Here is a 24,308-nt window from a genome sequence, read left to right as displayed (position 1 = left end):
AAATGATTTTGTATTTTTATACTTTAAAAATTACTAAAGTATGCCTCTTCCAATAATAAATTCTATTGCTTCATGGGTACTTAAACAGCGTATCCATCAAATAGAATTGTTTTTAAAATATCCGCACGAAGTTCAAAATGAGCTACTTTTAAACCTCATTAGAAATTGTGAAAAAACAGTTATTGGAAATAAATACGACTTTGCTTCTATAAAAAATTACGAAGCTTTTGCCGAAAGAGTTCCTATATCGGCCTACGAAGATTTGGAACCTATGATAGAAGAAACTAGAAAAGGATATCAAAATATTTTTTGGCATACACCTATAAAATGGTTTGCTAAATCTAGTGGTACTACCAATGCTAAAAGCAAATTTATACCCGTAAGCAATGAAGCACTAGAAGACTGCCACTACAAAGGCAGTAAAGATTTGTTGTGTATGTATTTAAACAACAATGAAAACTCTGAAATGTTTCTAGGAAAAAGTTTACGCTTGGGCGGAAGTTCGCAAATTTATGAAAACAACAACACGTTTTTTGGAGATTTATCGGCTATATTAATTGAAAATATGCCTATGTGGGCAGAGTTTAGCAGTACTCCAAGCAACAAAACATCTTTAATGAGCGAATGGGAGGCAAAGCTTACTGCCATTATAAACGAAACAAAACAAGAAAATGTAACGAGCTTTGCAGGTGTACCTTCGTGGATTTTAGTATTAATGAATAGAATACTACAAGAAACAGGTAAAAGTAATTTAATAGAACTTTGGCCAAATTTGGAGGTCTATTTTCATGGAGGTGTGAGTTTTGAACCTTACAGAGAACAATATAAATCATTGCTACCAAAATCTGATTTTAAGTATTATGAGATTTACAACGCCAGCGAGGGATTTTTTGCCATTCAAGATTTAAATTATTCCAACGATTTACTATTAATGCTAGACTATGGTATATTTTACGAATTTATACCTATGGAAACATTTGGCACCACGCACCAAAAAACAATCCGACTAAACGATGTAGAGCTTCATAAAAATTATGCGGTTGTTATTACTACAAATGCTGGATTATGGCGTTATTTAATAGGCGATACAGTACGTTTTACCTCGCTAAAACCTTATCGAATAAGAGTTTCGGGAAGAACAAAACACTATATTAATGTTTTTGGAGAAGAACTTATGGTAGAAAATACCGATATGGCACTAGCAACAACATGCAAAAATTTTAATTGCGAAGTAAAAGATTATACCGTGGCTCCAATATTTATGCACGGAAAAGAAAAAGGAGCACACGAATGGATTATAGAATTTTCAAAATGTCCAGACGATGTTAAAGCTTTTGAACAAGAACTTGACAAAACTTTGCAATCTCTTAACTCAGATTATGAGGCAAAACGCTATAATAATATGACCTTAAATTTGCTTAAAATAAATGTGGCGCGTGAAAATTTATTTTATGATTGGCTTAAAACAAAAAACAAATTAGGCGGTCAAAATAAAATACCTAGACTTTCAAACCAAAGAGATTATTTGGAACAATTATTAGAAATGAATCAACAATAAATAGCTTTTGACAATAAAAAACTATGAAAAAACTAATCATTATCTTATATCTCGCTTGTTTTATAGCTTCTTGTGGCCCTAAACGAGCTTGTTATAAAAGATGTGCCAACACCACTACAGCACTATCAACAACTTGCTAGAAAATTCAATTCTGTAAAAGGTTCAAGCTCTTGAGGTTCTTTGTTTTGCAAAAACAAACGAGCTGTAAGGTTTCCTTTTAATACAATATGATTACCTTTTACATCAAGCCAACTACCTTCTCGTAAACCTAATACAGGCTGTTTATTGTAGACTAAAAACTCTTGTATTCTCGTTTCTCTTGTTTCGCCATTGTGTTTTAAATCTGGATTAGGATCTAAATAATGCGGATTTATATTAAACGGTACAACCCCCAATGTTTCAAAACTCGGCGGATATACAATAGGCATATCATTTGTAGTTTTTATTGAAACTCCTGTAATATTACTGCCTGCACTACAACCCAAATAAGGTGTACCATTTTCAATTACTTCTTTTAAAGTATCCATCAAATTATAGCTATACAAATCGTTTACAAGTACAAAGGTATTTCCTCCTCCCACAAAAATCGCTTCTGCTTCATACAATGCTTTTTGTTTATCTTCAAATTCATGCAAACCAATAACTTTTTTGTTTATTTTTTTTAATGCGTGAGCTACTTTTTGGGTATACTCGTTATGAGAAATACCACTAGGTCTTGCAAATGGAATAAACGTTACAACAGATACATTTGCAAAATGATGTGCCAACTCGGGCAATAAATATTCTAAATATTCTTCTCCAAAAAGCGTAGATGTACTTGCTATAATTAAATTTTTCATCGGAATACTATATTTTTATCAAAAATAAGAATTAACAAAATATTATAGCCTATTTGTGATTTTTTTTAGACCACACAAAATTATTTTTACAAAAAAAACATCTTGAACTACAAACTAATAGCTGTCTTTTTACTGCTTGCTTTTTTTGGCAACGCCCAGCAAAACGCAAACCGTCAATTTATTAGAGGAAAAATTATTTCTACTGCCAAAGATTTAGAAAACATCAATATAGTAAACAAAAATACCAATACTATTACAACTACAGAAATTGGCGGCTATTTTGAAATTAACACCAAAGAAGGCGATACTTTGCAATTTTCTTCTGTTCAATTTCAAACAAAAACAGTTATTGTAACACGAGAGAACGTTACTTCAAAGGAGTTGTTTTTTGTTGAGCTTATTTCTTTAACTAGAAATCTAGAAGAAGTAATCATTAAACAATATCCAAACATCAATGCCGTTTCACTTGGTATTTTAAATAAAAGTCCGAAAGAATATACTGTAGCCGAAAGACGCTTGTACACAGGCACCAATGGCACAAAAAATCTATATGGCTTAAACACGTCTATTTCATTTGATAGAATTTTAAACGGAATTACAGGTAAGACCAAAACACTCAAAAAAGATATTGAGGTAGAACAAAAAGAAACTGCAATAGAAAAACTAGAGCATGAATACGACGACTACATACTACAAACCAAATATAAAATTCCTAAAGACTACATTATGGGGTTCAAGTTTTTTTTGGTCGAAAATGAAACGTTTCTAAAAGCATTATTATCCAACAACAAGTTGAACACTTCTTTTTATATAACACAATTGGCAAGTGATTTTCTAGAAACCATTAAACCATAATCTATATATATTTGTATATGATATTTCGATATACATTGTGTGTTTTAATATTTGCTATTGCAACTATTCTTGGTTATTCACAAAACCAAATACACGGCATTGTGGTAACCGATAGAAATAATGCCTTAGAAAACATTAATGTAACCAATTTAATATCAAAAAAACAAACGGTAACCAATGAAAAAGGAATGTTTACTATTGCTGCAGAACTTAATGATGCTATTAAAATAAGCTCTGTACAATATGAAGATTATTATATAAAAGTTGATCAAAAAACAATAAACAACAACAATATAGTAATAAAGTTAATCGCCAAAAGCTATGAGCTTCAACAAGTAAACATTGTAAAACTCGATGCTTATAAAATGGGCATTATAAATTACAAACCCAAACAATATACGGTAGCACAACGCAGGCAATATTCAAACTCTTTTGCTGGAGGCGGACTTGTAGTAGGTCTTATCAATGCCATAAATGGAAAAAGCAAAATGCTTAAAAAAATTGTTGCCGAAGAAAAACGCTATGATATTATAATATACTTAAAAACGGTTTTTCCTGATGATTATGTTGTTCAAAATTTTAAAATTCCGTTAGAATATAGTAACGGTTTTCGATATTATGCGTCGTATAATCAAGAGGTAGTAGAACTTTGTAAACAAAAAAAAGTAATGGATTTACAATTTTTATTAACTAAACTTGCAGTAGATTACCTACAAACAATTAAAGAATGAAACTTTGGAGCTATCTAATTTTCTTGATTTCGATATCTATGTTTTCTCAACAAACCATAGCTCTTAACGGTTTAATTACTACACAACGAAATAATTCTGTAACTCAAGCCAACATTGTCAATTTATCTACCAATGCTACTGCGGTAAGCAACGAAAATGGTTATTTTACCATAGAAGTAAAACTCAATGATGCCTTAAAAATAAGCCACATACAATATGAAGAGTTTTATATAAAAATAGACGAGACAACATTAAAAAACAAAGCCATTACCATAAAACTCAACGCTAAAAATTATGAGTTGGATAATGTAAATATTGTAAAACTCGACGCCCAAAAATTAAGAATCATCAATTATACGCCAAAAAAATATACTGTTGCCGAAAGAAGATTACGCACAGCAGGTCAATTTAAACCTTATCAACTTATTTTAATTCCCTTTGGAGGAATGCCTCTAGACCCTGTATTTAATGCTATATCGGGCAGAACTGCTATGCTCAAAAAAGAAGTAGAAATAGAGAAAAAAGAAAAATTAGTAGAGCAACTCAACCAATCTTATACAGATGCTGTTTTACAAACCAAATACCATATTCCGCAAGAATACACAGAAGGGTTTCGGTATTTTTTGGCTGAAAATGCTGAGTTTTCAAACCTATACAAGCTAGGCAATTCTATAAAAACAGATTTAAAAATGAGTGAATTATCTGTAGAATATTTAAAAATTATCAATGAAAAATAAAATATTTTTACTACTATTAACATTAGTATTAAGCGGCTTTGGCTTACATAAATTTTATGTGGCTATGTACCAAGTAAGCTACAATAAACCACAAAAAAGAATAGAAATTACCACACGTATTTTTGCAGATGATATAAGTGTAGCAATACAAAATGAGTTTCATCAAAAAATAGATTTTACCAAAAATAATAGCCCACAAGAAATTGAATTTTTAAAAAAATATTTCAGTTCTCATTTAAAATTTTCGGTAAACAATAGCACTAAAAATTTGATTTTTATTTCAAAAGAAATCGAAGACAATACACTTATTTGTTATTTAAAAATTAACGATGTTACTAAAATTTCTGCCTTAAAAGTAGAAAACACTGTATTAACAGATGTATTTACCGAGCAACAAAACATCGTTCAATCAAATATTAATAATGATAAAAAAACGCTGCTACTTTCTGCAGAAAATTATAAAGGATTGTTAAAATAAATCATTAAAAAATTACTTTCGCATTTTTTAAATTATTTTTATTGCAAAAATCTGTATTACAATAACGTATGACAAAATATCTTAGCCTTGTTGTAGCTCTAAACCTATTTGTGGCTCACGCACAACAAACCCCTCAAAAAGTTTCAGAAAAAAATGTAGACAAGTTTGCCCAAATGTACGATTTGCTTGCTACTCCAAATATGTACCGTACAGCCTCTGGAGCACCTGGGCCAGAATACTATCAACAACAAGCCGATTACAAAATAAATATTGAACTTGACGATAAAAACCAAAAACTTTTTGGCGAAGAAACCATAACCTATACCAATAATGCCAAAGAAACACTCGATTATCTTTGGGTACAATTAGACCAAAACCAACAAGCAAAAAACTCATTATCTCCTTTACAAAATGGAGAAAAAACAGACCCCGCAATCTCTGCACAATCATTTTCTAGAAAATATTTAGAAGAAGACTTTGATGGTGGTTTTCGCATAGAATTTGTAAAAGATATGACAGGAAAACCAATGACTTACACCATCAATCAAACCATGATGCGTATAGAAATACCCAATGGTTTAAAACATAAAGAAAAAATAAGTTTCTCTATAAAATGGTGGTACAACATTAACAACTATCTATTAGATGGAGGTCGTTCGGGATATGAACATTTTGACACAGATGGTAACAATCTTTACATTTTGGCACAATTTTACCCTCGAATGGCGGTTTATAATGATGTAGAAGGTTGGCAAAACCAGCAATTTTGGGGCGCAGGAGAATTTGCGCTACCTTTTGGAAATTTTGAAGTAAATATTACCGTACCTGCAGACCACATTATGGAAGCAACGGGCACTTTGCTTAATAGAAATGAAGTATTTACACCTGCTCAACTTACACGATACGCTCAAGCCGAAAAATCGTTTGACAAACCCGTTGTAGTAGTTACACAAGATGAAGCTATAGCTGCCGAGAAAGGGTTTGCAACACAGAAAAAAACATGGAAATTCAAAGCCGAAAACGTACGTGATTTTGGTATTGCTACCTCTAGAAAATTTATTTACGATGCTATGGCTGTACAGCTAGGAGGTAAAACAGTTATGGCTGTATCGGTATATCCAAAAGAAGGAAACCCGCTATGGGGTGAATATTCTACTCGCGTTGTAGCACATACTTTAAAGAGTTATTCTGCACATACTTTTGATTATCCATACCCAAAAGCAGTTTCTGTACACGCACAAGACCAAGGTATGGAGTACCCTATGATTTGCTGGAATTGGGGACGACCAGAACCAAACGGAACTTACTCTGATAGAGTAAAAAACGGAATGATAAGCGTTATTGTACATGAAGTAGGGCACAACTTTTTTCCAATGATTGTAAATAGTGATGAACGTCAATGGACTTGGATGGACGAAGGTTTAAACTCTTTTTGCGAATATATGGCATTAAAAGAATGGGATGCAAACTTCCCTGCCGATAGAGGTCCTGCCAAAAAAATTGTTCCTTATATGAGTGGCGACCAAAAAGGGCTAGAACCCATTATGACTAATTCAGAAAACATTCGACAGTTTGGAAACAATGCCTATGGAAAACCAGCTGCTGCTTTAAATATTTTAAGAGAAACTGTAATGGGAAAAGAGCTTTTTGATTATGCTTTTAAAACCTATGCAAATAGATGGAAATTCAAACACCCTACTCCAGAAGATTTTTTTAGAACGATGGAAGATGCCTCTGCTTTCGATTTAGATTGGTATTGGAGAGGTTGGTTTTATACTACCGACAATAATGATATTGCAATAAAAGCAGTAAAACGCTATTTTGTAAGTAATGAACCTAGCCAAAATGTACAAGAATTTTTAAAGAAAAAAAGACAGCGAAATGCACCACAAGGCGAAATGGTTTACATGATTGACGAAACCTCAACCGACATGAAACCTCAACTTAATAAAGAGTTTCAAATAAAAGACTTTCAAGCATTAGACCAATATGTAAACCAACATTTTAGTGTAGAAGAAAAGGCAAAACTAAATCAGCCTAAGTATTTTTATCAGATAGATTTTGAAAAATTGGGAGGCTTGGTTATGCCTATACTTGTTGAACTTACTTTTGAAGATGGAACAAAAGAAACTCATAAATTTCCAGCACAAATTTGGCGTATGAACGACAAAGAAGTAAGCAGAACTTTTGCTACAAAAAAGCAAATTTCGAAAATTGTAATAGACCCACAAGAAGAAACTGCCGACGTAGACACAACCAACAATGTATGGCCTAAACAAGAAATAAAATCAAAATTTGAGTAAATTACAGTAAACAAGTCAATTTATTATAAATTTGCACTATAATATTTAAGTTATGTTTGGAATAAGCGGCGGAGAATTGGTTTTTATAATTATTGTGGGTATTATGTTACTTGGTCCTGATAAAATACCTGGTGCTATGCGTACTTTTGGCAAATTTATGGCCAATGTAAAACACGCTACCAACGAAATTAAAACCGAAATACAAAAAAGTGCCGATATACAAGACTTACAATCTTCTATAAAAAGTATTTCAAACCCTATCGAAAACGAAGTTGAGCGCATAAAATCGAGTGTTGGTTTACCCGATTTGAACAACATTACAAGCGATATTACACAACAAATAACACAAGAAGCAAAACCACTTCAAGAAAACATTGAAGACATTACTGGACCTATAAAACGACAAATGTAATGTTTGAAAAAATTATAGCACTAGACAAACAGCTTATTGTTTACCTCAATAATCTAGGTTCTAAAAATTTTGACTGGTTTTGGCTTTTGGCTACAAAGCAATTTAATTGGGCTCCAATATTTATTTTTGTTTTTTATCTTTTATACAAAAAAATAGGACTTAAAAAATTTGGATGGGCGATATTTTTTATTGCTCTCATTATACTTTTTGCCGATCAAACTGCCAATTTATTTAAAAATTCGTTTGAGCGAGTACGCCCTTGTAATGATTTATCTATTGTAAAAAATTTGAGGATTTATTGGGACAAGAGTGGCTCTTTCAGTTTTTTTTCTGGGCATGCTACCAACTCTATGGCTACTGCACTATTTGTATATTTGCTATTAAAACCATATTATAAAAATGCGTTTTTACTTTTTTTATTTCCATTAATTTTTGCATATAGCCGCATTTACCTTGGATTGCATTTTCCATTAGACATTCTTACAGGTTACTTATTTGGAGCGATTTATGGTTTTATTTTCTATAAAATATTTCAAAAGAAAATACTATTTCGTTAATTATTTTACAAAACTCTACTTACAGTAAGCCCATCTCTAATGGGTAACAACACCGTTTCTACTCTTGGATCTTCATTAACCATTTTATTAAATTCCAACAATGCTTTTGTACTCTTGTCGTTTGGTTTAATTTCTTCAAGAATTTTACCGCTCCAAAGCACGTTATCTGAAAGTATAACACCTCCTTTATTCATCATAGGAACAATTAAATTAAAATAGTTACTATAGTTTTCTTTATCGGCATCTATAAAAACCAAGTCGTATGTTTTGTTTAGGTTTGGTATAATTTCTAAAGCGTTTCCAAGATGTTGTTTAATTTGAGTTCCAAATAACGAAGCATCAAAAAAACTACGCTGAAAGTCAAACAATTCTTCATTATTATCTAACGTATCTATGATACCTTTTTCTTGAAGCCCTTCGGCTAAACAAAGTGTAGCGTAGCCTGTATAGGTTCCTATCTCTAAAATATGTAAAGGCTGCACTAGCTTTGAAATCATACTTAACACTCTTCCTTGAAAATGACCACTCAACATGCGAGGCTGTAGTATTTTTTGATGAGTTTCTTTGTTAAGTTTTGCCAACAATGCGGGTTCTGGTTGCGAGTGTTTGGCAACATAATCTTCCAACTCTTCAGATATAAAGTGCATAACGTTTATTTTAAACAACAAAAATAGTAATTTCAATTTCAATGACAATTTCAATGACAATTTCAATGGCAAACTCAATAGAAATGGCAATAGAGATTTGAATAACGAAAATGCTACAATGCTAAATTATGTAGAGAAATTGGGTATTAATATCATTAGTAGTATTTTTGCAACATGGTAGATAAAAAAGACATCAGAAGTTTAACCAAAGATCAATTGCGTGATTTTTTTGTAGCACAAGGAGACAAATCCTTTCGTGGTAACCAAGTATATGAATGGCTTTGGAGCAAAGGTGCGCATAGCTTTGATGATATGACCAATTTATCTAAAACTACCCGTTTGCAGCTAGAACAAAACTTTGTAATCAATCACATAAAGGTAGATACCATGCAACGTAGTGAAGATGGTACGGTAAAAAATGCTGTTCGCCTACACGATGATTTGGTTGTAGAAAGTGTACTAATACCTACCAACACTCGCACTACAGCTTGTGTATCGAGCCAAGTGGGTTGTAGTTTGGATTGTAATTTTTGTGCCACGGCGCAACTCAAAAGAATGCGTAACCTAAACCCTGATGAAATTTACGACCAAGTAGTAGCTATAGACAGGGAAAGTCGCTTGTATTACAACCGTCCTTTGTCTAACATTGTTTTTATGGGAATGGGAGAACCTTTAATGAACTATCCAAACGTTATAAAAGCAATAGATAAAATCACATCGGAAGAAGGGTTGGGTATGTCTCCAAAACGAATTACAGTATCTACATCTGGCATATCTAAAATGATAAAAAAAATGGCAGATGATAATGTAAAATTTAAACTGGCTGTTTCTTTACACTCTGCTATAGAGGAAACCCGAAACCAAATAATGCCGTTTACTAAAAACTTCCCGCTTATAGAACTTAGAGAAGCTTTGAGCTATTGGTATAAAAAAACAAAAAGTAAAATAACATTTGAATATGTTGTATGGAAAGATATTAACGACGATAAAAAGTCTATAGAGGCTCTTGTTAAATTTTGTAAACACGTACCTTGTAAAGTAAACCTTATAGAGTACAACCCGATAGACGATGGCATGTTTCAGCAAGCCAATCAAAACGCTTTGGAAGCTTATATTAAAGCGCTAGAAGACAATCAAATTGTAGCAAAAGTACGCCGTAGCAGAGGAAAAGACATTGATGCTGCTTGCGGACAACTGGCAAATAAATCTTAGTACAACGATAGGTTTTTTATCGTAAAAATTCAATTTCTAAAAAAAGAAATCAAACTCATTACCAAATAATTGATTTTTATACCAATAAAAAAATCCCGAAAATAATTCGGGATTTTTAGTCATTATTAAGTAAGAATATTATTGTTTTTCTGGCATTAATATACCTATCACTTTATCTTTAGATAAATATTTTTTAGCTACATCTTGCAATTCTTTTGCTGTTAGTGCTTTAATAGTATCTTCGGCTTTTAGCACCTCATCATACGATATTCCGTAAGTATATGATTTGATAAAATTACTCATCCAAAACTTATTTTCTTTTATATTCTTTTTATAGTCTTGGAGTTCAGCTTCTTTAAATTTATCCAAATCTTTAGCTTCTGGACCATTGTCTATTATTTTTTGTAGTTCATTTAATGCTGATGCTGTTAGTTTTTCTGCATTTTCTGGACCACAAGGAAAACCTATATTAAAACTGTACGAACCGTATGGCACTTTGTTCATTGAACCACGAGCTGAAATTCCATATACACCACTTTCAGACTCACGAAGTTGTTCTATCAATTTAATAGTAAGTACCTCACCTAGAGCTCGCATAGCCAAAGCTTCTTTTGCAGAGTAAGTCGTATCTCCGTAATACATTATAGTTACATTACTTTTGGGATCAGTACCTTTGTTTACTACAATTTTTTGGTCGCCTTTTAGCATTCTGTAGCCTAAATCTTTGGCAACTTCTTTAGTTGATGTACTTGGTAAAGATGCAATATATTTTTTTGAAAACTCTTTAATTGCATTTTCATCTACATTTCCAACAAAAAAGAATTCAAAATCGCCTGCATTGGCAAATCTTTCTTTGTATTTGTTGTAGGCAAATTCGTAATCTGTTGCTTGCCAAGCTTTATCATCTGGAATTAAACCTAAAAAGCGAGGATTATCTTTATTTAATTGTTTGTAAAACTCTTGCTGAAAATAAAAGCTAGGTTGCGACGCAAAGTTTTTAAACATACCATTTTGTTTGTCTTTGTAACCATTAAATGCTTCTTTATCTAAATTCAAATCTGTAAAGTACGCATGAATCATTTGAAATAAATATTCGGCATCTTTTGGTGTAGCAGAACCTTTTAAACCTTCGGTTGTTGGGTTTACATAAGGTCGAACATTTACAATTTTACCGTTTAAAAATTTATTAATGTCATTAAGTTTTAATCCTGAATACCCTGCTTCTGGCAAACCATTCATAGCAAATTGTACTTTTTTCAAATCTTCATTAGAAATCGTGTTTGTACCTCCAAAACTTATAGCTTCAAAAAGCAATTCATCATTTTTAAAGTCGGTATTTTTGTAGGTTACTTTGGTTCCATTAGACAAGATTAAAGTATTTGTACCTGCTTTTTCATTTTTTTCTTCTTTTACTATAGTTCCAGCTGTAACATTTTTGCGCAATAAACTTGTGGCTACGGCTGTATCTTCATACGGTTTAATATCGGCATCTGATACTTTTAAGGCATCCAAAACTTGTTGTTCTGTTGGCTTATTATAACCCTCTTTTTCTGGTGCTGTAAGTACTACTACTCTATTTTCGTCAGAAATGTATTTTTTTATTATTGCATTTGTTTCTTCTAGTTTAATTGATGGCAATATTTTTTTCACCATGTCATAAGTCCATTCTATACCAGGTGTTGGTTCTTTTTCTAAGAAATGCGATTGGTATTCTTGTACATAACGCTCAGATTCTGTTTTGTTTCTGTCATTGTACATGTTTTCAAAATTTACTAAAAAGTCGGCTTTGGCTCTTTCTAATTCTCCATTGGTAAATCCGTATTTTTTTGCTTTTTCGTTTTCTTTAACCAATACTTTTAATGCGTCCAATTGTTTTGTTTCGTCCATCATTGCAAAAGACTGGTAAGCTTCTTTATTTCTGGCAAATGTACCTCCGTGGTAAGAGTATCCAAATGTAAAAGGAGGTGTTGAAGAGTTGGTTAATTCTTGTAAACGGTTGTTAAGCATTGTGGTAAAAAGCCCTTCTACAAGTTCGTCTTTTAAATCGGCAAGAGTAACAGTTGGTTTTGGTGCGTCTTTATCTTTGTATAACAATTGTACTTGTGCGTTACTCTCTTCTTTATCGGTTTCTACCGCAATAAATGTTTCTTTATGGTTTGGTACATCAAATGTTTTTCTAGGCTTTTCATTTTTTGGATTTTGATAGCCCGCAAAATGTTCTTTTATTTTTTGCTCCATTTGCGCCACATCGATATCTCCAACTACAATTACTGCCATTAAATTTGGTCGGTACCAATCTTTGTAAAAACTCGTTAATTTATCGTATTTAAAATTTTCTAGTATCTCTTTTTTTCCAATAGGCATACGTTTTGCATATTGCGAATTGTACATCATTTTGGGTAAATAACGTTCCATCATTCGCTTGTCTGCACCTAGTCCGATTCTATATTCTTCAAGTACTACACCACGTTCTTTATCTATTTCTTCTGGTGTTAAATTGGCATTGAATGCCCAATCTTCTAAAATTTGAAATCCTTTTTCAATTTTTTCTGGATTATCAGCAGGAATGGGTAAAAAATAAACTGTTTCATCAAAACTTGTATAAGCATTAAGATGCTGTCCAAACTTTACACCAATGCTTTGTAAATAATCTACAAGTTGGTTTTTTGGAAAGCGTTTGGTTCCATTAAAACACATATGCTCCATAAAGTGAGCCAAACCTTGTTGGTCGTCGTTTTCCAGTATAGAACCTGCATTAACTACAAGTCGTAAATCTACTTTTTTTTCAGGCTTACTGTTTTTTCTAATGTAATAGGTAAGACCATTTTTAAGCTTTCCTGTTTTTACATTTGGATCAAACGGAATGTTGCTCTTAAGGTCTTGGGCGATCATAGCAGCCGGAATAGCTACCCATAATAATAAGGCTTTGTTAAATAATTTCATATATCTATTTTTAGAGTGGTATAAACTTAAACTATAACTCAAAAAGTTTTATTTTATTATAAAATAATTAACACATTTATTCCGTTATAACACTATTTGGCATTAAAATAGCAGTGAATTTTTTTTATCTTTACAGAAAAATACGATGAAACATTTTAAATCTTGGTGGTTATATTTATTTTGTATTTCATTCTCCATAGTGGCGCAAGAAACTGAAGTCGCTCCTCCTTTTAATATAAAAACTGTTTCTTTTGTTCAAAGCGGTCAAAATACAGTTCCTATATTTCAATTGGGTGATAGTTTTGAATTTCAATTTGACGATTTGTATGCCAATGAAGCAGATTATTATTATACTATAACCCATTGCGATTACGATTGGAATCCTTCGCAACTTTCAAAGAATGAATACATTGTTGGATTTGACGATCAGCGTATACAAGAATATATTAATTCATCGAATTGCTTGCAAGTATATTCGCATTACAGGCTTACATTTCCGAATAAATTTACTACGGGTTTTAGAGTGAGTGGAAATTATATACTTACTATACTAAACAATGATAAAGAAGTTGTTTTAACCCGAAAATTCATACTCTATGAAAATATGGTTTCTGTGCCACTGCAAATTAAAAAAGCTCGAAATGTAAATGATATTCCCTACAAACAAAATTTAGATTTTAGTATAAAAACAGAAGCTTTCACTTTTCAAAATCCATTAAAAAATGTAAAAGTAATGTTGTTGCAAAATGGCAATATAAATTCTGCAATAACCAATATAAAGCCTATGTACACTATAGGTAATGAACTCATTTACAAATATGATGCTGAAACACAATTTTGGGGCGGAAATGAGTATTTATACTTTGACAATAAAATAATTAGAAATGCAAACAATGCCATATCGTATGTAGACACCAATGGAGGCTTATACAATGCACATTTGTACACCAACGAAGCCAGAGCCAATAAACCTTATACCTATTGGCCCGATGTTAACGGAAATTTTGTAATAAACAACGTTGGTGCACAAAACAACCAAAACGAAGCAGATTACGCTTGGGTTTATTTTTCTCTATCTGCTCCTTCAAATTACAGCAAAGGCAGTGTTTATGTTACTGGAATGTTTAATAACTATGCCCTAACAGATGAAAACAAAATGGAGTACAACACAAAATCAGGACTTTACGAAAAGGCTATATTAATAAAACAAGGGTTTACCAACTATAAGTATACTCTTGTTGATAATGCAGGAAAGATCGACCATCAAAATGCTATAGACGGCAATCATTTTCAAACCGAAAACAATTATATAGTACTTACCTATTACCGAGAAAACAACCAACGATACGACAGAATAATAGGTAGAGGAATTGCGAGTTCTACCGATATGATTAATTAACATTTTTTGAAACTAAATTAACATCGGTATTGATTGCTTTTTTGTAATTTTACCAAAACAAAACAAATGATTTCGCAAATTACAAGAGGTATTAAAATTTCTGTACTTACTGGTTTTGAAGGCACTTACTTTAAAAACCACCGCTTGCATTTTGCCTTTTCTTATGAAATTACAATAGAAAACCAAAGTAAAGATTCTGTACAACTAAATGCACGGCACTGGGAAATTTACGACTCATTAAACCATTTAGAAATTGTAGATGGCGAAGGCGTAATAGGTAAAAAACCTGTGCTAAAACCAGGAGAAAAACACACTTACTCTTCGGGCTGTTTACTCACTTCGCCTATAGGCGCTATGAAAGGTTTTTATGATATGATTAATTTCACTACATCAAAAAAATTTAAGGTAATTGTTCCGTCATTCAAACTGATGGCTCCATTTGCCATGAATTAATTATTACTATCCATTCTTTCATTAGAATAAAACGAATTACAGCACCCTGTAATACAAATTCGAAAAAACCTTTGTACTTTTGTTTTCTATATTTATATACTATAAATACAGTACTCAATTGTAAAAAAAATACACCGTATAATTAACAAAAAACAACACTATGTCTAAAGGATTTTTTAATGTACCCAAAGCAGTAAACGAACCTGTAAAATCATACGCACCTGGTTCTACAGAAAGAGAAACTGTTGCTAATGCTTATAAACAAATGTGGAATTCTCAAGTAGAAGTTCCGATCTATATAGGCAATGAAGAAATCAAAACAGGAGATACTAAAACAATGTCTGCTCCACACGACCATCAACATGTAGTGGGTATATACCATCAGGCAAATAGAGAATTGGTAGAAAAAGCCATTGCATCTGCCTTAGAAGCTAGAGCAAAATGGGCATCTCTTAGTTGGGAACATAGAGCAAGTATATTTTTAAAAGCAGCCGAACTTTTAGCAGGCCCATACCGAGCAAAAATAAATGCAGCAACAATGATTGCTCAATCAAAAACAATACATCAAGCAGAAATAGATGCCGCTTGCGAATTGATTGATTTTTTGAGATATAATGTAGAATTTATGACTCAAATTTACAAAGATCAACCCAAATCAGATTCGTCGATGTGGAATAGAGTAGAATACCGACCATTGGAAGGTTTTGTATATGCCATAACGCCTTTTAATTTTACAGCAATATCTGGAAATCTTCCATCTAGCGCTGCCTTAATGGGTAACGTAGTAGTTTGGAAACCTGCAGCAACACAAGTTTATTCTGCCAATGTGATTATGCAAGTATTTAAAGAAGCTGGTCTTCCAAATGGCGTAATCAACATGATTACAGGCGATTCTGGAATGATTTCTGACGTAATATTATCAAACCCTCATTTAGCTGGGGTTCATTTTACGGGATCTACAGGCGTTTTTAATGATATTTGGAAAACAATAGGACAAAATATTGCCTCTTATAAAACCTATCCAAGAATTGTAGGTGAAACTGGAGGAAAAGATTTTATTATTGCACACCCTAGCGCTAATGCAAAACAAGTAGCTACAGGAATATCTCGTGGTGCTTTTGAATTTCAAGGACAAAAGTGTAGTGCCGCATCGAGAGTTTACCTACCAAAAAGTTTATGGGCAGATGTAAAATCGTTCTTAGAGGCCGATTTACAATCTATGAAAATGGGTTCACCAGAAGACATGAGTAACTTTATTACAGCCGTAATTTCTGAAGCTTCTTTTGACAAACTTGCTCGCTATATAGACCAAGCGAAAAATGATAGTGATGCAGAAGTGGTTATAGGAGGAAATTACGATAAATCTAAAGGGTATTTTATAGAACCTACTGTAATACTTACTACAAACCCTAAATACGCTACTATGGAAACCGAGCTTTTTGGCCCTGTGGTAACTATTTATGTGTATGAAGATGCACAATGGCAAGAAGCTCTAAAATTGGTAGACGAAACATCAGAATATGCATTAACAGGTGCGGTATTTAGCAAATGTAGATATGCTATAGAAGAAGCTACTGTAGCTTTACAAAATGCAGCTGGAAATTTCTACATAAACGATAAACCTACAGGAGCCGTAGTTGGTATGCAACCTTTTGGAGGAGCTAGAGGCTCTGGTACAAATGACAAAGCGGGCTCGGCACAAAATTTACTGCGTTGGGCTTCTGTAAGAACAATAAAAGAAACTTTTGTAACACCAGAAGATTATAGATATCCATTTTTAGGATAATATATAAATCGAGAATATAAACCAAACGCCCGAATTTTAAGTAAAAATTCGGGCGTTGTTATTTTTGTGTAATATTCTGTTAAAGCATTACTTTTTATACTTCAAAGGCAAATGCACTACTTTTTTGGTTTCAAAAAAATCATCTTCAAAAAAATCAGACAAATCGTACAAAGTGGCTTTTGGAAAATCTTTTAATTCTTCTGATAAATCCCCTCCTTTTAAATACAAAATTCCGTTGGACAACTCGTGTGTTGATTTTTTCTTTACTTTATCTTTAACCCAATTTACAAAATCGGGCATATTGGTAACGGCTCTACTTACAATGAAATCGAATTCTTCATTTACTTTTTCAGCACGCATTTGCTCTGCTTTTACATTTTGTAAACCTAAAGCTGCTGCTACTTCTTGAACCACTTTTATTTTTTTGGCAATAACATCTATTAAATAAAAATTAGTTTCTGGAAAAAGTATCGCCAATGGCACACCTGGAAAACCTCCTCCTGTACCAACATCTAGAATATTAGCGTCTTTTTGAAACGACATAACTTTGGCAATTCCCAACGAATGTAACACATGGCGTGTATAGAGTTCATCTATATCTTTTCTAGAAATAACATTAATTTTTGCATTCCAATCTTGATACAAACCTTGCAACATAGCAAATTGTTGTAGCTGATTTTCAGTAAGATTAGGAAATTGCTTATTAATTTCTTCCATAAATATCATTTTTGCAAAAATACCACTTTTAACAGATAAATATGATGTTTATCATTTTAAAAAAAATTATATTAATTACCTTTGGCAAAATTTATATTAAAAAAATGAATACAAACACACCTGTTTTTTCAAAACAAGATAGCTTAAAGTTCTTTAGAACACTAAATAAAAGAGTAAACGATTATTTTAAAGAAAATAATATTGAAAAAACTGGAAATTGGAAATTGCATTTAAAAACCATTGTTATGTTTTGCATTTTCTTAACGCCTTATTTTTTCTTGTTGGCTATGGATATGCCTTTTTGGGTGTATTTACTATTAAATGTAGTGATAGGAATTGGTATGGCTGGCGTTGGAATGAATGTAATGCACGATGGAAATCATGGTGCTTATTCTAAAAAAAGTTGGATTAATAAAATAATGGGCGGTAGCATTTACATATTGGCTGGAAATGTTTACAATTGGCAAGTACAACACAATGTTTTACACCATACTTACACCAATATATTAGGTCATGATGAAGATTTGGAAGCGGGAAGAATATTACGCTTTAGCCAAACTTCAAAATGGTACAAACATCATAAATTCCAGCACTTTTACTCTATATTTTTATATGGTTTACTTACTTTCAATTGGGCTATTACTACCGATTTTATGCAAATGAAAAGGTACCTAAAAAGAAAGTTATCGTATGGTGAATTTAAAAGTCCGGCTATTAGATGGACAACCTTAGTGATTACCAAAGCCATTTATTTTTCAATTTGGATTGTTGTACCTATTGCCATTGGAGGTATTTCTTGGTGGAAAGTAGTATTGGGCTTTATTGTAATGCATTATACAGCTGGGTTAATATTAAGCGTTGTATTCCAATTAGCTCATGTGGTAGAACATACCGAAAACCCTATGCCAAATGAAGAAGGAGAAATGCAAAATACTTGGGCAGTACATCAATTGTATACTACGGCAAACTTTGCACCAAAAAACTGGTTGATAAACTATTATACAGGCGGTTTGAATCATCAAATTGAACACCATATTTTTCCAAACATTAGTCATGTTCATTACAATAAAATTGCCGAATTTGTAAAACAAACGGCAAAAGAATGTAATTTACCTTATTACGAATTTAAAACTACTCGAGCAGCTATTGCTTCACATTTTAAACATTTAAAAGAATTAGGCAAAAAACCACAAATGGCTTAATTACAACAAACTAACCTCTACTCTATTGTTATGAATATATTGTCCGATCGTATTAATCAACTTTCTACATCGCAAACCTTAGCTATGGCTGCGTTAGCTAGAGAACTCAAAGCGCAAGGCAAAGATATTATTAGTTTAAGCTTGGGAGAACCCGATTTTAACACACCCGACTTTGTAAAAGAAGCCGCAAAAAAAGCTATCGACGATAATTTTTCTACCTATTCGCCTGTAGATGGTTATTTAGACTTAAAACAAGCTATTTGTAAAAAATTCAAACGAGATAACAACCTCGATTACAATTCTGCAAACATTGTAGTTTCTACTGGTGCAAAACAAAGTTTGTACAATGTAGCTCAAGTAATGATAAACCCAGGCGACGAAGTAATTCTTCCTGCGCCATATTGGGTTTCATATTACGAAATTATTAAAATGGCTGGTGGTATACCTGTTGAAGTTCCTACTTCGGTAGAATCCAATTTCAAGATTACTCCAGAGCAGCTTGAAAATGCTATTACACCAAAAACTAAAATGATTTGGTACAGTTCTCCATGTAACCCAAGCGGATCGGTTTACAATAGAGAAGAATTAACAGAATTATCAAAAATTATACTTAAATACCCTAATTTATTTGTAGTTTCTGACGAAATATACGAACATATTAATTTTTCGGGAACTTTTTGTAGTATTGCTTCTATCGACGGAATGTTTGAACGAACCATTACTGTAAATGGAGTTGCCAAAGCTTTTGCTATGACTGGCTGGAGAATTGGCTATATAGGTGCTCCAGAAACTATTGCTAAGGCATGTACCAAAATGCAAGGTCAAGTAACTAGTGGTGCAAACAGTATTGCACAACGAGCTACTATAGCAGCTGTAGAGGCAAACCCAAATGTATTAAACACAATGGTTGCTGCTTTTAAAAACAGACGTGATTTAGTAGTGCGATTAATGCAAGATATTCCAAATTTTAAAACAAATATTCCCGAAGGCGCTTTTTATGTTTTTCCAGATGTGTCTTATTATTTTGGAAAAACACTTCGAGGAACAACCATAAATAATGCACAAGATTTTTCGATGTATCTGTTGCAAGAAGCCAATGTAGCTACCGTAACAGGTGAAGCCTTTGGAAATGCAAATTGTTTGCGACTGAGCTACGCTACTAGTGAAGAACAACTCACCGAAGCTTTAAAAAGAATAAAAGATGTTCTACAATAAATAACTATATTAGCCTCTATAAACTAGAGGCTTTTTTTATGTAATGGAACTCATACTTCAAAACATTGACACGCATGTACACCTAACCACAGAAGAACAGCGTTTGTTTTTGTCAAAAACAGAAACACTATTTGTAAAAAGTAAAACAATAGTACAAACGCCCAACAAAGTAGCTACCGAAATTTATTTTGTAAACCACGGTTTGTTACGCAGTTTTTCAGTCACAGATGGCATAGTAGAACATGTACTTCAATTTGCGTGCGAAGGTTGGTGGATTGCAGATATGTACAGTTTTATTTCCGAGAAAAAAGGAAACCTGTTTATTGAAGTTTTTGAAGACTCAGAAGTTGTAGTTCTAAACAAAGAAAATAGGGATTTACTCTATGAAAAAATACCAAAATTAGAGCGCTTTTTTAGAATATTAGCCGAAAATTCATTAGTAACTCATCAAGAAAGATTAATAGACAATTTAAGCATTACTGCCGAAGAACGATTTGATAAATTTTGCAAAAAATACCCAACCCTTATTCAAAAAGTACCCCAAAAACATATTGCATCTTACATTGGTGTCACGCCTGAGTTTTTCAGTAAAATGAAAGCAAAAATGCTTCATAAAAAATAAGCATCTAGCTAGCCCTCTACTTTCTGCTTTTTTAAACTAAATTAAAAAGTATTCAGAGTCAATATTTTATAAAGTCATTTATATTTGAACCTTTTATTTCTTAATCTACATTAAGTAACAAAACAAATAACCTAACTTACTTTTGTATTGTAATAATAGTTAAATTTATACAATATGAAAACAATAGTTCACAAAGCATCAGAAAGAGGTCATGCAAATCATGGTTGGCTTAACGCCTATCACAGTTTTAGTTTTGCAAGTTGGTACAATCCAGATAAAATTCAATTTGGAATGTTACGTGTTTTAAACGACGACACTATTGCTAGTGGTATGGGTTTTGGAACCCATCCGCATGACAATATGGAGATTATTACCATTCCGCTAGAAGGCGATTTGGCCCACAAAGACAGTATGGGAAATGCCTCAACTATAAAAAGTGGAGATATACAGGTAATGAGTGCTGGAACAGGAATTTTGCATAGCGAGTTTAACCCAAATCATGATATGCATACCAAATTATTTCAAATTTGGGTTTTTCCAAAATACCGAAATGTAACACCACGTTACCAACAAATTACGTTAGATAAGTCTCTTCAAAAAAACAATTTTGCTCAAATATTATCTCCAAATGTCGATGATGAAGGCGTATGGATTCATCAAGATGCTTGGTTTTATTTAAGTGATTTTGACAACGGTTTTTCAAAAAAATTAAACTTGAAAAAAGAAGGAAACGGTTTTTACATCATGAATATTGAAGGTAAAATTGAAGTAAATGGTGAAAAATTAGAAAAAAGAGATGCAGTTGGAATTTGGGAAACCAATGAAATCGAAATTAAAGCAAACACAAATGCAAAATTTTTAGTTATGGAAATTCCTATGGAACAATAAATTAATCATTTCAACATTCAAAATTCCTTGTTGAATATTTGAAATTCAAAATGTTGAATGTTCAATTTTGAAAAACGAATGTTGAAATTTAAAAACGATAATTATGAACGAAGTACAACTAAAAATCAACGATAAAAACGGAGTTTTTTATATTGATGTAAATGGAAAACACGAAGCCATGATGACTTTTGTTTTTGCAGGTCAAGACAAAATAATAATAGATCATACCGAAGTAAATACAGGAAACAATGGTAAAGGATTTGGTAAAAAAATGGTAACAAAAGCCGTTGAATTTGCTAGAGAAAAAGGTATTAAAATAATTCCGCTTTGCCCTTTTGCCAAAAGTGTTTTTGATAAAACCCCAGAATTTAAAGATGTATTATAAAAATGGAAAATCTATTAGATAAAAACATAACTGCTTTTATTGGTTCCCAAAAATATCTTTGCACCGTAACTTGGAGAAATGGTATATTAATAATGGATGAACCAAATTCTATTGGAGGAAAAGACTTAGGCCCCGACCCCTATTCTACATTATTAGCATCATTAGCAGGATGTACTTTATCAACATTAAGAATGTACATAGATAGAAAAGGTTGGCAAATTCCAGAAATAAATATTTCTTTAAATTTTACACAAAATAATTCAGAGGAAATAGAAACTGTTATTACAAGAGAAATATCCTTCCCACAGCAAGTTACTGAAGAGCAACAAGAACGCTTAAAAGTTATAGCAGAAAAATGTCCTGTCTCAAAAATTTTAAAAAACAAAATAACTATTAACACAAAAATATAAAGTATGGATTCAAAAGACTTAACTAAAGAATACACAAATGGTGAAGTAACCATAATATGGAAAAACGCACTGTGCCAACATGCAGCAGAATGTGTTAAAAACAATCCTGATGTTTTTAAACCAAAAGAAAAACCATGGATACACCCAGAAAACAGTAGTACAAAAAAAATAATTGATACTGTAAACAAATGTCCTTCGGGAGCATTAACCTATAAAATGAACAATCATGAATAAAAAAATAATTGCTTTTGGAGCATCATCTAGTAAAAATTCCATCAATAAGCAACTCGCAAATTATGCTGCACATTTATTTGAAAATGTAGAGGTAGAATTACTAGACTTAAACAACTATGAAATGCCTGTTTTTTCAGTAGATAAGGAAAAAGAAAATGGCATTCCTCAAGTTGTTCAAGACTTTTACACAAAAATTAGCAATGCAGATTTGGTTGTTATTTCGTTTGCAGAACACAACGGGGCTTATGCAGCAGCTTTTAAAAATATTTTAGATTGGGCATCTCGCATTAATGCAAAAACTTTTCAAGAAAAACCCATGCTTATTTTAGCAACATCACCAGGTGCTAGAGGCGGAAGTAGCGTTTTGGAAATAGCAAAAAACCGTATGCCTTTTCAAGGAGCTGTGGTTAAAGGTAGTTTTTCATTACCAAGTTTTTATGAAAATTTTGATGTTGTTAGCGGAATTATCAATGAAGATTTAAAGAACGAGCTGTTGCATATTATAAATTCTATTGAATTCTAAAAAAATAGTATTTTTGTCATTCAAGAAAAACTTGAAACTATAAACTTGAAACAAAAATTATGAAAGCATACATATTTCCAGGACAAGGAGCCCAATTTACAGGAATGGGGAAAGATTTATACGAAAATTCACCATTGGCTAAAGAATTATTCGAGCAAGCCAATGAAATTCTAGGTTTTAGAATTACCGATGTTATGTTTGAAGGAAGCGCCGAAGAACTCAAAGAAACCAAGGTTACGCAACCTGCAGTATTTTTACATTCGGTTATTTTGGCCAAAGTTTTGGAAATAAAACCAGATATGGTTGCTGGACATTCTCTTGGTGAATTTTCGGCATTAGTAGTAAATGGAACTCTATCTTTTGAAGATGGATTAAAACTAGTATCACAACGTGCCATGGCTATGCAAAAAGCCTGCGAAATTACACCCTCAACCATGGCGGCTGTTTTAAATTTGGAAGATAAAATTGTAGAAGATATTTGTGCTTCTATTGATGGTGTTGTGGTTGCTGCAAACTATAATTGCCCTGGACAGTTGGTTATTTCTGGAGAATACAAAGCTGTAGAATTAGCTTGCGAAAAAATGAAAGAGGCAGGAGCAAAACGAGCTTTAATACTACCTGTTGGAGGTGCATTCCATTCTCCTATGATGGAACCCGCACGAGAAGAACTTGCTGCGGCAATTGAAGCAACAACATTTGCTACACCAACTTGCCCAGTATATCAAAATGTAACGGCAAATGCTGTATCTGATGCCGAAGAAATAAAGAAAAACTTAATTTCGCAATTAACAGGAGCTGTAAAATGGACACAATCTGTAAATCAAATGATAGCCGATGGTGCTACAAGTTTTACAGAAGTAGGCCCTGGCAAAGTATTGGTTGGTTTAGTAAATAAAATTAACAAAGAAGTCGAAACTTTTTCGGCTAGTTTATAAAATATAGATATGAAAAAAATAATTTTATCTTTTGCTTTAATTGCTTTCTTATTTTCTTGTAAAGAAGAAACACAACAAAAAGTTAAAGAAGCTTCTAAGGCAGTAGCCACAGATGTAAAAGCGGGTGCTAAAAAAGTAGAAAACAAAGTTGTAAAAGTTATCGATACTGCCAAAGTAAAAAAATCGGTAAAAAAAGTAGTTCGATATAGCGCTGAAAAAGTAGAGCAAGGAGCTAAAAAAATTAGAGAAAAAGCAGAAAAATAACAC

Annotated in this window: 26 protein-coding genes; 22 read left to right on the top strand and 4 right to left on the bottom strand. The window is 32.5% G+C overall.

The window, feature by feature from the left end; translation table 11 throughout:
- Positions 1-40: 40 nt before the first annotated feature.
- On the top strand, positions 41-1,558 hold the full coding sequence (locus tag Q361_RS08625; protein WP_103726323.1) for a GH3 auxin-responsive promoter family protein: 1,518 nt from the start codon (positions 41-43) through the stop codon (positions 1,556-1,558).
- Positions 1,559-1,683: 125 nt separating this feature from the next.
- Here the strand turns inward: Q361_RS08625 and pepE are convergent, their stop codons facing one another.
- A complete protein-coding gene (pepE, locus tag Q361_RS08620) occupies positions 1,684-2,397 on the bottom strand; it encodes a dipeptidase PepE (protein ID WP_103726322.1) in 714 nt (237 codons plus the stop codon).
- Between the two features lie 102 nt (positions 2,398-2,499).
- On the opposite strand from pepE, the gene Q361_RS08615 reads away from it, so the two are divergent.
- The 7 genes from Q361_RS08615 (at position 2,500) to Q361_RS08585 (ending at position 8,470) form a co-directional block, all read left to right on the top strand.
- Positions 2,500-3,252 carry a carboxypeptidase-like regulatory domain-containing protein gene (locus tag Q361_RS08615; RefSeq protein ID WP_169929285.1) on the top strand — a complete coding sequence of 251 codons (753 nt, stop codon included), beginning with the start codon at positions 2,500-2,502 and terminating at the stop codon, positions 3,250-3,252.
- Between the two features lie 17 nt (positions 3,253-3,269).
- A complete protein-coding gene (locus Q361_RS08610; protein WP_103726320.1) occupies positions 3,270-3,983 on the top strand; it encodes a carboxypeptidase-like regulatory domain-containing protein in 714 nt (237 codons plus the stop codon).
- Entirely contained in the window at positions 3,980-4,720 is a 741-nt protein-coding gene (locus Q361_RS08605; RefSeq protein ID WP_103726319.1) for a carboxypeptidase-like regulatory domain-containing protein, read from the top strand. Before Q361_RS08610 ends, Q361_RS08605 begins: the two co-directional genes overlap by 4 nt.
- Positions 4,710-5,198: a DUF6702 family protein gene (locus Q361_RS08600; RefSeq protein ID WP_103726318.1), complete on the top strand. Its 489-nt coding sequence runs from the start codon at positions 4,710-4,712 to the stop codon at positions 5,196-5,198. Before Q361_RS08605 ends, Q361_RS08600 begins: the two co-directional genes overlap by 11 nt.
- A gap of 68 nt (positions 5,199-5,266) precedes the next feature.
- Positions 5,267-7,501 carry a M1 family metallopeptidase gene (locus tag Q361_RS08595; RefSeq protein WP_103726317.1) on the top strand — a complete coding sequence of 745 codons (2,235 nt, stop codon included), beginning with the start codon at positions 5,267-5,269 and terminating at the stop codon, positions 7,499-7,501.
- A gap of 52 nt (positions 7,502-7,553) precedes the next feature.
- Positions 7,554-7,913 (top strand): Sec-independent protein translocase protein TatB, encoded by a 360-nt coding sequence (gene tatB, locus Q361_RS08590; protein WP_103726316.1) that lies wholly within the window; start codon positions 7,554-7,556, stop codon positions 7,911-7,913.
- Positions 7,913-8,470 (top strand): phosphatase PAP2 family protein, encoded by a 558-nt coding sequence (locus Q361_RS08585; RefSeq protein WP_103726315.1) that lies wholly within the window; start codon positions 7,913-7,915, stop codon positions 8,468-8,470. Before tatB ends, Q361_RS08585 begins: the two co-directional genes overlap by 1 nt.
- Positions 8,471-8,475: 5 nt before the next feature.
- Here the strand turns inward: Q361_RS08585 and Q361_RS08580 are convergent, their stop codons facing one another.
- Positions 8,476-9,117 carry an O-methyltransferase gene (locus tag Q361_RS08580; protein ID WP_103726314.1) on the bottom strand — a complete coding sequence of 214 codons (642 nt, stop codon included), beginning with the start codon at positions 9,115-9,117 and terminating at the stop codon, positions 8,476-8,478.
- 174 nt (positions 9,118-9,291) lie between these two features.
- Between Q361_RS08580 and rlmN the strand changes: the two genes are divergently transcribed.
- Positions 9,292-10,329 carry a 23S rRNA (adenine(2503)-C(2))-methyltransferase RlmN gene (rlmN, locus tag Q361_RS08575; protein WP_103726313.1) on the top strand — a complete coding sequence of 346 codons (1,038 nt, stop codon included), beginning with the start codon at positions 9,292-9,294 and terminating at the stop codon, positions 10,327-10,329.
- Between the two features lie 138 nt (positions 10,330-10,467).
- Here rlmN and Q361_RS08570 read toward each other — a convergent pair whose 3' ends face one another.
- On the bottom strand, positions 10,468-13,272 hold the full coding sequence (locus Q361_RS08570; protein ID WP_103726312.1) for a M16 family metallopeptidase: 2,805 nt from the start codon (positions 13,270-13,272) through the stop codon (positions 10,468-10,470).
- Positions 13,273-13,417: 145 nt separating this feature from the next.
- Between Q361_RS08570 and Q361_RS08565 the strand changes: the two genes are divergently transcribed.
- The 3 genes from Q361_RS08565 to pruA all read left to right on the top strand — a co-directional run bounded on the left by Q361_RS08565 (position 13,418) and on the right by pruA (position 16,910).
- Positions 13,418-14,671 carry a type IX secretion system plug protein gene (locus Q361_RS08565; RefSeq protein WP_103726311.1) on the top strand — a complete coding sequence of 418 codons (1,254 nt, stop codon included), beginning with the start codon at positions 13,418-13,420 and terminating at the stop codon, positions 14,669-14,671.
- A gap of 66 nt (positions 14,672-14,737) precedes the next feature.
- Positions 14,738-15,124 carry a Co2+/Mg2+ efflux protein ApaG gene (gene apaG / locus Q361_RS08560; protein ID WP_103726310.1) on the top strand — a complete coding sequence of 129 codons (387 nt, stop codon included), beginning with the start codon at positions 14,738-14,740 and terminating at the stop codon, positions 15,122-15,124.
- Positions 15,125-15,284: 160 nt separating this feature from the next.
- The gene (gene pruA / locus Q361_RS08555) at positions 15,285-16,910 is read left to right on the top strand and encodes an L-glutamate gamma-semialdehyde dehydrogenase (protein ID WP_103726309.1); all 1,626 of its coding nucleotides are present in this window, start codon (positions 15,285-15,287) and stop codon (positions 16,908-16,910) included.
- Between the two features lie 87 nt (positions 16,911-16,997).
- Here the strand turns inward: pruA and rsmG are convergent, their stop codons facing one another.
- Positions 16,998-17,627, bottom strand: a complete 630-nt coding sequence (rsmG, locus tag Q361_RS08550) for a 16S rRNA (guanine(527)-N(7))-methyltransferase RsmG (protein WP_103726308.1) — start codon at positions 17,625-17,627, stop codon at positions 16,998-17,000.
- A 104-nt stretch (positions 17,628-17,731) separates the two neighbouring features.
- Between rsmG and Q361_RS08545 the strand changes: the two genes are divergently transcribed.
- From Q361_RS08545 to Q361_RS08500, 10 genes are all read left to right on the top strand, one after another.
- The gene (locus tag Q361_RS08545) at positions 17,732-18,829 is read left to right on the top strand and encodes a fatty acid desaturase family protein (protein ID WP_103726391.1); all 1,098 of its coding nucleotides are present in this window, start codon (positions 17,732-17,734) and stop codon (positions 18,827-18,829) included.
- A 30-nt stretch (positions 18,830-18,859) separates the two neighbouring features.
- On the top strand, positions 18,860-20,044 hold the full coding sequence (locus Q361_RS08540) for a pyridoxal phosphate-dependent aminotransferase (protein ID WP_103726307.1): 1,185 nt from the start codon (positions 18,860-18,862) through the stop codon (positions 20,042-20,044).
- Between the two features lie 43 nt (positions 20,045-20,087).
- Positions 20,088-20,666, top strand: a complete 579-nt coding sequence (locus tag Q361_RS08535; RefSeq protein WP_103726306.1) for a Crp/Fnr family transcriptional regulator — start codon at positions 20,088-20,090, stop codon at positions 20,664-20,666.
- 174 nt (positions 20,667-20,840) lie between these two features.
- Complete coding sequence (locus Q361_RS08530) at positions 20,841-21,554, top strand: pirin family protein (RefSeq protein ID WP_103726305.1); 714 nt, start codon at positions 20,841-20,843, stop codon at positions 21,552-21,554.
- A gap of 103 nt (positions 21,555-21,657) precedes the next feature.
- A complete protein-coding gene (locus Q361_RS08525) occupies positions 21,658-21,939 on the top strand; it encodes a GNAT family N-acetyltransferase (protein WP_103726304.1) in 282 nt (93 codons plus the stop codon).
- Positions 21,940-21,941: 2 nt separating this feature from the next.
- Positions 21,942-22,349: an OsmC family protein gene (locus Q361_RS08520; protein WP_103726303.1), complete on the top strand. Its 408-nt coding sequence runs from the start codon at positions 21,942-21,944 to the stop codon at positions 22,347-22,349.
- A gap of 3 nt (positions 22,350-22,352) precedes the next feature.
- Positions 22,353-22,583 carry a (4Fe-4S)-binding protein gene (locus Q361_RS08515; RefSeq protein ID WP_103726302.1) on the top strand — a complete coding sequence of 77 codons (231 nt, stop codon included), beginning with the start codon at positions 22,353-22,355 and terminating at the stop codon, positions 22,581-22,583.
- Entirely contained in the window at positions 22,576-23,106 is a 531-nt protein-coding gene (locus Q361_RS08510) for an NADPH-dependent FMN reductase (RefSeq protein ID WP_103726301.1), read from the top strand. The genes Q361_RS08515 and Q361_RS08510 overlap by 8 nt, the downstream gene beginning before the upstream one ends.
- Positions 23,107-23,165: 59 nt before the next feature.
- Complete coding sequence (gene fabD / locus Q361_RS08505; RefSeq protein WP_103726300.1) at positions 23,166-24,041, top strand: ACP S-malonyltransferase; 876 nt, start codon at positions 23,166-23,168, stop codon at positions 24,039-24,041.
- Between the two features lie 9 nt (positions 24,042-24,050).
- Positions 24,051-24,305, top strand: a complete 255-nt coding sequence (locus tag Q361_RS08500) for a hypothetical protein (protein WP_103726299.1) — start codon at positions 24,051-24,053, stop codon at positions 24,303-24,305.
- Positions 24,306-24,308: the final 3 nt, after the last annotated feature.

Source organism: Flavobacterium croceum DSM 17960 (assembly GCF_002917885.1).
Classification (GTDB): Bacteria; Bacteroidota; Bacteroidia; order Flavobacteriales; family Flavobacteriaceae; genus Flavobacterium; species Flavobacterium croceum.
This window is presented reverse-complemented; position numbering and strand designations above follow the sequence as displayed.

Coding starts and splice junctions, on each gene's coding strand:
- Q361_RS08625 (WP_103726323.1), top strand. CDS start 41: ATGCCTCTTCCAATAATAAATTCTATTGCTTCATGGGTACTTAAACAG.
- pepE (WP_103726322.1), bottom strand. CDS start 2,397: ATGAAAAATTTAATTATAGCAAGTACATCTACGCTTTTTGGAGAAGAA.
- Q361_RS08610 (WP_103726320.1), top strand. CDS start 3,270: ATGATATTTCGATATACATTGTGTGTTTTAATATTTGCTATTGCAACT.
- Q361_RS08605 (WP_103726319.1), top strand. CDS start 3,980: ATGAAACTTTGGAGCTATCTAATTTTCTTGATTTCGATATCTATGTTT.
- Q361_RS08600 (WP_103726318.1), top strand. CDS start 4,710: ATGAAAAATAAAATATTTTTACTACTATTAACATTAGTATTAAGCGGC.
- Q361_RS08595 (WP_103726317.1), top strand. CDS start 5,267: ATGACAAAATATCTTAGCCTTGTTGTAGCTCTAAACCTATTTGTGGCT.
- tatB (WP_103726316.1), top strand. CDS start 7,554: ATGTTTGGAATAAGCGGCGGAGAATTGGTTTTTATAATTATTGTGGGT.
- Q361_RS08585 (WP_103726315.1), top strand. CDS start 7,913: ATGTTTGAAAAAATTATAGCACTAGACAAACAGCTTATTGTTTACCTC.
- Q361_RS08580 (WP_103726314.1), bottom strand. CDS start 9,117: ATGCACTTTATATCTGAAGAGTTGGAAGATTATGTTGCCAAACACTCG.
- rlmN (WP_103726313.1), top strand. CDS start 9,292: ATGGTAGATAAAAAAGACATCAGAAGTTTAACCAAAGATCAATTGCGT.
- Q361_RS08570 (WP_103726312.1), bottom strand. CDS start 13,272: ATGAAATTATTTAACAAAGCCTTATTATTATGGGTAGCTATTCCGGCT.
- Q361_RS08565 (WP_103726311.1), top strand. CDS start 13,418: ATGAAACATTTTAAATCTTGGTGGTTATATTTATTTTGTATTTCATTC.
- apaG (WP_103726310.1), top strand. CDS start 14,738: ATGATTTCGCAAATTACAAGAGGTATTAAAATTTCTGTACTTACTGGT.
- pruA (WP_103726309.1), top strand. CDS start 15,285: ATGTCTAAAGGATTTTTTAATGTACCCAAAGCAGTAAACGAACCTGTA.
- rsmG (WP_103726308.1), bottom strand. CDS start 17,627: ATGGAAGAAATTAATAAGCAATTTCCTAATCTTACTGAAAATCAGCTA.
- Q361_RS08545 (WP_103726391.1), top strand. CDS start 17,732: ATGAATACAAACACACCTGTTTTTTCAAAACAAGATAGCTTAAAGTTC.
- Q361_RS08540 (WP_103726307.1), top strand. CDS start 18,860: ATGAATATATTGTCCGATCGTATTAATCAACTTTCTACATCGCAAACC.
- Q361_RS08535 (WP_103726306.1), top strand. CDS start 20,088: ATGGAACTCATACTTCAAAACATTGACACGCATGTACACCTAACCACA.
- Q361_RS08530 (WP_103726305.1), top strand. CDS start 20,841: ATGAAAACAATAGTTCACAAAGCATCAGAAAGAGGTCATGCAAATCAT.
- Q361_RS08525 (WP_103726304.1), top strand. CDS start 21,658: ATGAACGAAGTACAACTAAAAATCAACGATAAAAACGGAGTTTTTTAT.
- Q361_RS08520 (WP_103726303.1), top strand. CDS start 21,942: ATGGAAAATCTATTAGATAAAAACATAACTGCTTTTATTGGTTCCCAA.
- Q361_RS08515 (WP_103726302.1), top strand. CDS start 22,353: ATGGATTCAAAAGACTTAACTAAAGAATACACAAATGGTGAAGTAACC.
- Q361_RS08510 (WP_103726301.1), top strand. CDS start 22,576: ATGAATAAAAAAATAATTGCTTTTGGAGCATCATCTAGTAAAAATTCC.
- fabD (WP_103726300.1), top strand. CDS start 23,166: ATGAAAGCATACATATTTCCAGGACAAGGAGCCCAATTTACAGGAATG.
- Q361_RS08500 (WP_103726299.1), top strand. CDS start 24,051: ATGAAAAAAATAATTTTATCTTTTGCTTTAATTGCTTTCTTATTTTCT.